The 6,499-nt window shown below is 60.0% G+C and carries 5 protein-coding genes; 2 read left to right on the forward strand and 3 right to left on the reverse strand.

Annotated features, from left to right (window positions below):
- Positions 1-71 precede the first annotated feature (71 nt).
- The gene (locus tag PMI11_RS06765) at positions 72-1,997 is read right to left on the reverse strand and encodes an ABC transporter substrate-binding protein (protein ID WP_007814799.1); all 1,926 of its coding nucleotides are present in this window, start codon (positions 1,995-1,997) and stop codon (positions 72-74) included.
- A gap of 192 nt (positions 1,998-2,189) precedes the next feature.
- On the opposite strand from PMI11_RS06765, the gene PMI11_RS06770 reads away from it, so the two are divergent.
- Together PMI11_RS06770 and PMI11_RS06775 are read left to right on the forward strand one after the other, a co-directional pair.
- Positions 2,190-3,197 carry a LacI family DNA-binding transcriptional regulator gene (locus tag PMI11_RS06770; RefSeq protein WP_081493218.1) on the forward strand — a complete coding sequence of 336 codons (1,008 nt, stop codon included), beginning with the start codon at positions 2,190-2,192 and terminating at the stop codon, positions 3,195-3,197.
- A 90-nt stretch (positions 3,198-3,287) separates the two neighbouring features.
- Positions 3,288-4,625 (forward strand): alpha-L-fucosidase, encoded by a 1,338-nt coding sequence (locus PMI11_RS06775; RefSeq protein WP_007814803.1) that lies wholly within the window; start codon positions 3,288-3,290, stop codon positions 4,623-4,625.
- Positions 4,626-4,870: 245 nt separating this feature from the next.
- Here the strand turns inward: PMI11_RS06775 and PMI11_RS37240 are convergent, their stop codons facing one another.
- On the reverse strand, positions 4,871-5,134 hold the full coding sequence (locus PMI11_RS37240; RefSeq protein WP_157179598.1) for a hypothetical protein: 264 nt from the start codon (positions 5,132-5,134) through the stop codon (positions 4,871-4,873).
- 396 nt (positions 5,135-5,530) lie between these two features.
- Positions 5,531-6,472 carry an OmpA family protein gene (locus PMI11_RS06785; RefSeq protein WP_037070816.1) on the reverse strand — a complete coding sequence of 314 codons (942 nt, stop codon included), beginning with the start codon at positions 6,470-6,472 and terminating at the stop codon, positions 5,531-5,533.
- Between the last annotated feature and the right edge of the window lie 27 nt (positions 6,473-6,499).

The following is a 6,499-nucleotide window of genomic DNA, read 5'->3' on the forward strand; positions in this document are numbered from 1 at the left end:
TGAATGATTGGGACTGGTCTGGTGTTGGTGGGATGGCGCCCGCAGACGCCATCTCTGCCGGTCGTGTGCCGTTACTTCTGGTAGTAGAAGGTCTCCGGCTTGGCCGGTCCCGGCGTCATGTAGAACGATGTGCTCGGAATGATCTTGGGCACGTTGCGCATATTGGTCTTGACGATGCCGACGCGGTCCGGCTCCAGGTTCGTGCCGATGACGTAGAATTCGTCACGGGTAATCGCCAGCAGTTCCTTCATCGCGGCCAGCTGCTTTTCGAGCGTTGGGGCTTCCTGCACCTGCCGGTAGAGATCCATCTGCTTCTTGGCAGCCGGGCTCGGCTCCTCCGCGTTCGGATCCTTGGGGTTCTGGTAGTAGAGACCCCAGGCCGTCGCGAAGCTCGACTCGTATTCGTGCGGGAAATACCATTTGGGATCGAGCAGGCCGAGGAAGTCATAACCGCCGCCGCCAACCCATCCAAGGCCGTCATTCTCATTGTTCTGCAGGCGGGAGAAGATGAGCGAACGTTCGGCCGGGCGGGGCTGCATGTCGATACCGACGGCCCGCCAGTAGCGCTGGATCATCTCGAGGGCGTCGATCTGGATCGGGCTTCCGGTCAAGGCGTCGATCGCAAAAGTGATCCGCTTGCCGTCCTGGCCGAGGCGATAGCCTTCGGCGTCATGTTTGGTCAGGCCCGCCTTATCGAGATATTGATTGGCGAGATCGACATTATATTCCAGATACTGCGTTGCCATCTTCTCGTCGTAGAGCGCAGTGCCTTCACGTGGTGCTGCCTGATAAGGTTTGGCCTGTCCGGCGTAGATGAGCTGGTTGAGCTCTTCGCGATTGATGGCGTAGCTGAGGCCGATGCGGAAATCCTTGTTGGAAAAGACCGCGCGCAAGGCCGGGTTCTTGTGGGTCTGGTTGAGAGTGATCAGCAGCGCGTTCGACCAAGCCGGCCGGGCGACAAACAGCCCGTAACCGGCCTTCTCCTGGTTCTGCACGATGACAGGACGGGCATCCGTCGTCTCGATGAAGCGGTTCTGCATGTCGATTTCACCGCTGATCGCCTTCAGGATGATTGCCTGGGTATCCTGCATCACATCGATGGTGATGCGATCGAAGTAGGGCAGCTGGTTTCCTGCGGTATCCACCTTGGCGTAATATGGATTGCGTTCGGCGACGACCTGGGTGGTGCCGTTATAGGGCGCGGTCAGCACCCAGGCATCGAGTGTCGGGCGGCCGAGATCGCGCCAACGACCGGGAAAGCCGATCTTGTTGTTGAAGAGCTGGACCCAGTCGGTTGCGCCAGCCGCCTTCACCAGGGCGTCGATGCCATCGGGATTGAAATCCTTGTGGAACTGCTTGAGGTAATGCGCCGGTGCGGCGGCCAGAATATCGGAGCCGCGCACGGTCGCCATATTCATCAGGAACAGGCCGTTCGGCGCGGCAAATTTGAAGACGACCTTGTCGTCGGCGAGCTTTTCGACCTTTACGGTCTGCCCGCCCGCGGTCAGCCAGTCGGGCGCCGCAGGCGTGATCTTGGTATTGCGCAGCACGTTCTCGTTCCACCATACCAGATCGTCGGCGGTAAAGGGTTCGCCGTCTGACCAGCGCGTGCCTTCGCGCAAGGTGAAGGTATATTCGGTGGCATTGTCATTGACCTCGACGCTCTTGGCGATATCGGGGATCACCTCGGTCCATTCCGGATTCCAGCGGACCAGTCGCGTATAGCCGATCGAACGCTCGATCTCGCTGTCGCCACCGCCGAAGGTGGCCGTGCGCCAGGTGCCGCCGTAGGTACCGACCGAGTCAAGCGGCGTGAGCACCAGCGGCTCCTTGGGCAACCGCTTTTCGACCGGCGGCAGCTTGCCGGCATCGACCAGCGCCTTCAGGTCCGGCGACTCCTCAAAGCCGAATGCGGCGCCGGCCCAGCCGGTACTGACGAGGATCGCCGCGGCAACGGTCGAAACAACCTGCCGCCGTAGAATTCTGAGGTGTTGCATTCTTTCCTCCCAATATTCTGCTTAGGTTATCGTTAACGTATTCTCCTCTTTTTAGAACGTTATCGTTATCGTTAAATCTTGTCAAAAGGATTCTTTTCACCTTATTACAAGCCGAACAAGCCTTGGCTTTACGGGAAATTGTGCTAGTTATCGTTATCGTAAATTTCTGCAACTTCTAAAGAGACAATCCTGTTGAGCCGCCCTAAAGAGCCAGAATCCAAAATAACCATTGCCGATGTCGCCCGCGCCGCAGGCGTGTCGCCGATGACGGTGTCGCGCGTGCTCAATGACCAGGGCGGCGCCAGCGCGGAGACCACCCAACGCATTCTTCTGGCGGCGAACGAACTCAACTACCGGCCCAATCCCTTCGCACGCGGATTGCGATCCGATCGGTCGAAGACCATCGGCCTTCTCGTTCCCGACATCACCAACCCGTTCTTTCCCGAAGTCATCCGGGGTGCCGAGGACGCAGCAAGTGCCGCCGGCTACAATCTGCTGCTCTCCAATGTCGTCGAAAACAGCAAGCGGGAGGAAGAACTCATCGAGACGCTGCTGCTGCATCGGGTCGACGGGATCATCGTTTGCAGCGCGCGACTGCCCGATGCCGCGCTTCATAAGGCGCTTGCGCCTCACCGAGCCGTGGTGCTCATCAACCGCGAGGCGCCCAACGCAGTCGCCGGAACCATCGTTACGGATTACGAGACCGGAGCGTCCCATGCCATCGACCACCTGGTCGAGCGCGGGCGCCGCAGGATCGCGATCATCGCGGGGCCGCGAAGTTCGTTTGGCGGCAAGAGCCGTCTCGTCGGCTTTCGCAAGACGCTCGCGGCCCACGGGCTGAAGGCACAGGGCATCGTCTATTGCGATCCCACCGCGGCCGGCGGACAGGCGGCCGCTGCGCAATTACTGGCGGAAGCGCCCGAGATCGATGCCCTTGTCTGCTACAACGACCTCAATGCGATCGGCGCCATGAAGGCCTGCCGAGCCGCCGGGATTTCGATCCCCGGGCAAATCGCCCTGATCGGTTTCGACGACATTCCGACTGCCGAGTTGCTGTCTCCGGCGCTGACCACCCTGCGAGTGCAAAAGCGGGAGATGGGAGAGGAAGCCGTGCGTTTGCTGCTCAGCCGCATCGCAACGAAAAACCGCCAGCACGGCATCGTCATTGTCCCCGAACTCATCGTCCGCGAAACGACCTGAACGCCACCAGAGCATGATGCCGAAAAGTGTGAGCGGTTTCGGACGACATCATGCTCCAACTCTTAAAGTTTGGAACAGGAGGAGCATTCCATGGATGCCGACAATCTGCAGTCACTGGCCTTGCCCGAGGACAAGAAGGCCTGGTTCGTTCACAACCGCTTCGGCATGTTCGTGCATTGGGGGCTCTATGCCCTGCCTGCGCGCCATGAATGGGTCAAGAGCCGCGAAGAACTAACCGACGCCGACTACCAGAAATATTTCGATCATTTCGATCCCGATCTCTACGATCCCAGAGAATGGGCAAGACGCGCGAAAGCCGCCGGCATGAAATATGTGGTGCTGACGACCAAGCACCATGAAGGCTTCTGCCTCTGGGATACCAAGGCCACCAATTTCAAGGTGACCAACACGCCTTACGGGCGGGATCTGCTGGGGCCGTTCGTCGACGCCTTCCGCGCGGAGGGCCTGAGGATCGGTTTCTACTATTCGCTGATCGACTGGCATCATCCCGATTTTACGGTCGATCCGCGCCACCCGCAGCGCAATCATCCCGATGCGCTAAAGATCAACGAAGGCAGGGACATGCAGCGCTATGCCGCCTTCATGCGCGAGCAGGTACGCGAACTGCTGACCGGGTTCGGGCGGATCGACATCCTGTGGTTCGACTTCAGCTATCCGCAATGGAAGCTTAACGAACTGGTCGGAAAGGGCCACCGGGATTGGGAAAGCGAGAAACTCGTCCGTCTCGTACGCGAGCTTGCGCCCGATATCATCATCAACAACCGGCTCGACCTTGCCGGCCTGCAGCCCGACATCGTCACGCCGGAGCAATATATGCCGCGCGCCCGGCCGCTCCGCGACGGCAAGCGCGTCGTCTGGGAAGCTTGCCACACGCTCAGCGGTTCCTGGGGTTATCACCGTGACGAGGACACCTGGAAAAGCGGGGAACAATTGGTGCAGATGCTGGTTGGCACCGTTGCCATGGGCGGCAATCTCCTGATGAATGTCGGGCCGACGGCACGCGGCACGCTCGACCACCGCGCGACCGCAGCCCTTGCCGCTTATGAGGAGTGGATGGCGCTGCACGAGCGCAGCATCGTCGGCTGCACCCAGTCCGATTTCGCCGCGCCGCTCGATTGCCGGCTGACCCAGAATGGCGATCGCCTCTACATCCACCTCTTCAACTGGCCCTATCGCCATCTGCATTTCGATGCGCTGGCGGGCAAGATCGAATATGCGCAGTTCCTGCATGACGGCAGCGAAGTCACCTGGCTGCAGCCATCCGGCAATACCTTATGGACGAATACCCAATTCCCCGTCGCCGACGATCAATTGACATTCGTCCTGCCGGTGCGCCGACCGAAGGTCGTGGTCCCCGTCATCGAGGTCAAACTCAAGCCGGGAAGCGCCACCGCCATTCAGGATTGAAGGGATCATCACGCGTGACAGCTTTCCTGGGCCGGGAACCACCCGACCCAGGAAAACAGGTTTCCGACACATCAAGCTCTGCGGCGCTTCTCTGCAGCTCGGCATTCCGCAGTCGAAAGTGCGGGCGCAAACGCGGCTACCCGGGCGACGGCTCACGCCGACAAGGGATCGAAACTTTGGTCGACGGTACCCAAGCCTTCGTGGAGCGTGAGCGCTGTGTCGCTGCACTAAACGCCAGACAGCTTTCATGCTAGATTGGCGTCCCGGAAATCCACCACGTCGAGCGAAACAGCCATGGCCGCAGCAAACAAATCGTCCCAAGCCGGAGCGCCACAGAAACGTCGCCACAAATTCCATCCCAAGCGAGACCCGAAGCCACAGGTACTCGCCCAGGCCAATCGCACAGTTTTACGGATGCTTTCCGTGGTGGTGGTTGCTTTTCTCGTCGTCATCGCCGTCCAGGCGCTGTGGTAGAGCGAATGACGCTGGCCCGGAGCGGCCATGGTCAACGGAAATTTCCTGGTCTCCGAGCCTCCCGATATCTCCGTAAGGTAGGCGCCTGCGACGACATGGCGTCGAGTTTGGTTCGCACGGGCTGCTGAGAGGGAGTAGGCAGCGATGTATTACGAGTGGAGCGAGGCGAAGGCACGCAGGCAGTACCTGATCAAGTTCGCGTCAGTATGGTTGGCTGCTATTGCGCTGGGATTTCTCCCGGTTTGGTGGTTGGTGCAGGAGACCACGTTCTAAGCCGCTAGCGATATAAAGGTGGCGCTATATCCTGAATGGCACGTTCAGCGACCAGACCCGCCCGTCCCGCGGTGCTATCGGACGGGCTGGCAACAGGCTTCCATTGCGAGCCACTATGGTCACTCACCATACGTGCAAGCTGCTAGCTATGCTCCCGGTCAGGGCTGCAGGGACTCGGCCCGACGCCTGATCCTGATCTCGATGCGGCGACGTTCCTTGACGTCTCCCGCCTGCCCGCTGGTGAGCGCATCACCCGGAATAACCAGCTGGGCAGCTGACATCGGCAACACGGTCACGTCCTTCAGCTTCGGATTTTCCTTCAGAATATTCGCAACCGCGATTGCCCGCGCGAGTCCAAGCCCGGCATTATCGGCAGGCTGGAGGGCATCGACAGGTAACTGGCCGTCGATGACGCCGATCGACGCATCGTCGAGATTGGATGTGCTTCTGGCAACGCGCTGCTCGTCCGTGTGCCCGATCACCTCGACCACGTCGACCTGGTAACGCTCGAGGTTGTCGGCAATCTGGTCCGCGATCGAGGTCTCAAGCTTATCCTCGAATTCCCGCGTCAACGCGGCGCTGCCTGACGTGAAGTAATATCCGCCGGCTTCGGAGAGGCTAATGATAGGCGGCCATTCATGGGGTTTGATGTCCCCGTGCAGCAGTTGCTCGAGCTGGTCTGGAGCTTTGTCGAGTGGGATGTTGTTCGCTGCCAGTACCTTTGCGACCGCCGCCAGCTTGGCCAGATCAGCGGGGCTGGCGTCGTTCATTTTCAACCTGTCGATGATCTGCCGCGCAGAGACCAGCTCGCGCCATTCGCTCTCGAATTTCGCGCGATCGGTCGCCGACATGTTCGAGCCGAGTTTGGACTGCGCCTCGACAAGCAGGGCGGATAGTTCCTTATTCTGCTGTTCCAGTTGCGCGAGCCGCTGCTCGGCGTCCATCCGTTGTTTCCGCTCGGCCGTGATCATGGCGGCGGCAACCAGCAGCAGGCAGAACACCAGCAGAAGCATGGATTCCGCCATCGTCAGCCCGAGGATGAGGCCGCGGTTATAGCCCTTGTGCTCCAGCTTTGGGCTTCCGCTTGCCTGGGTCACCATCTGAACAACCGCCGTTTCGGCTCGTCT

It is taken from the genome of Rhizobium sp. CF142 (assembly GCF_000281145.1).
Lineage (GTDB): Bacteria > Pseudomonadota > Alphaproteobacteria > Rhizobiales > Rhizobiaceae > Rhizobium.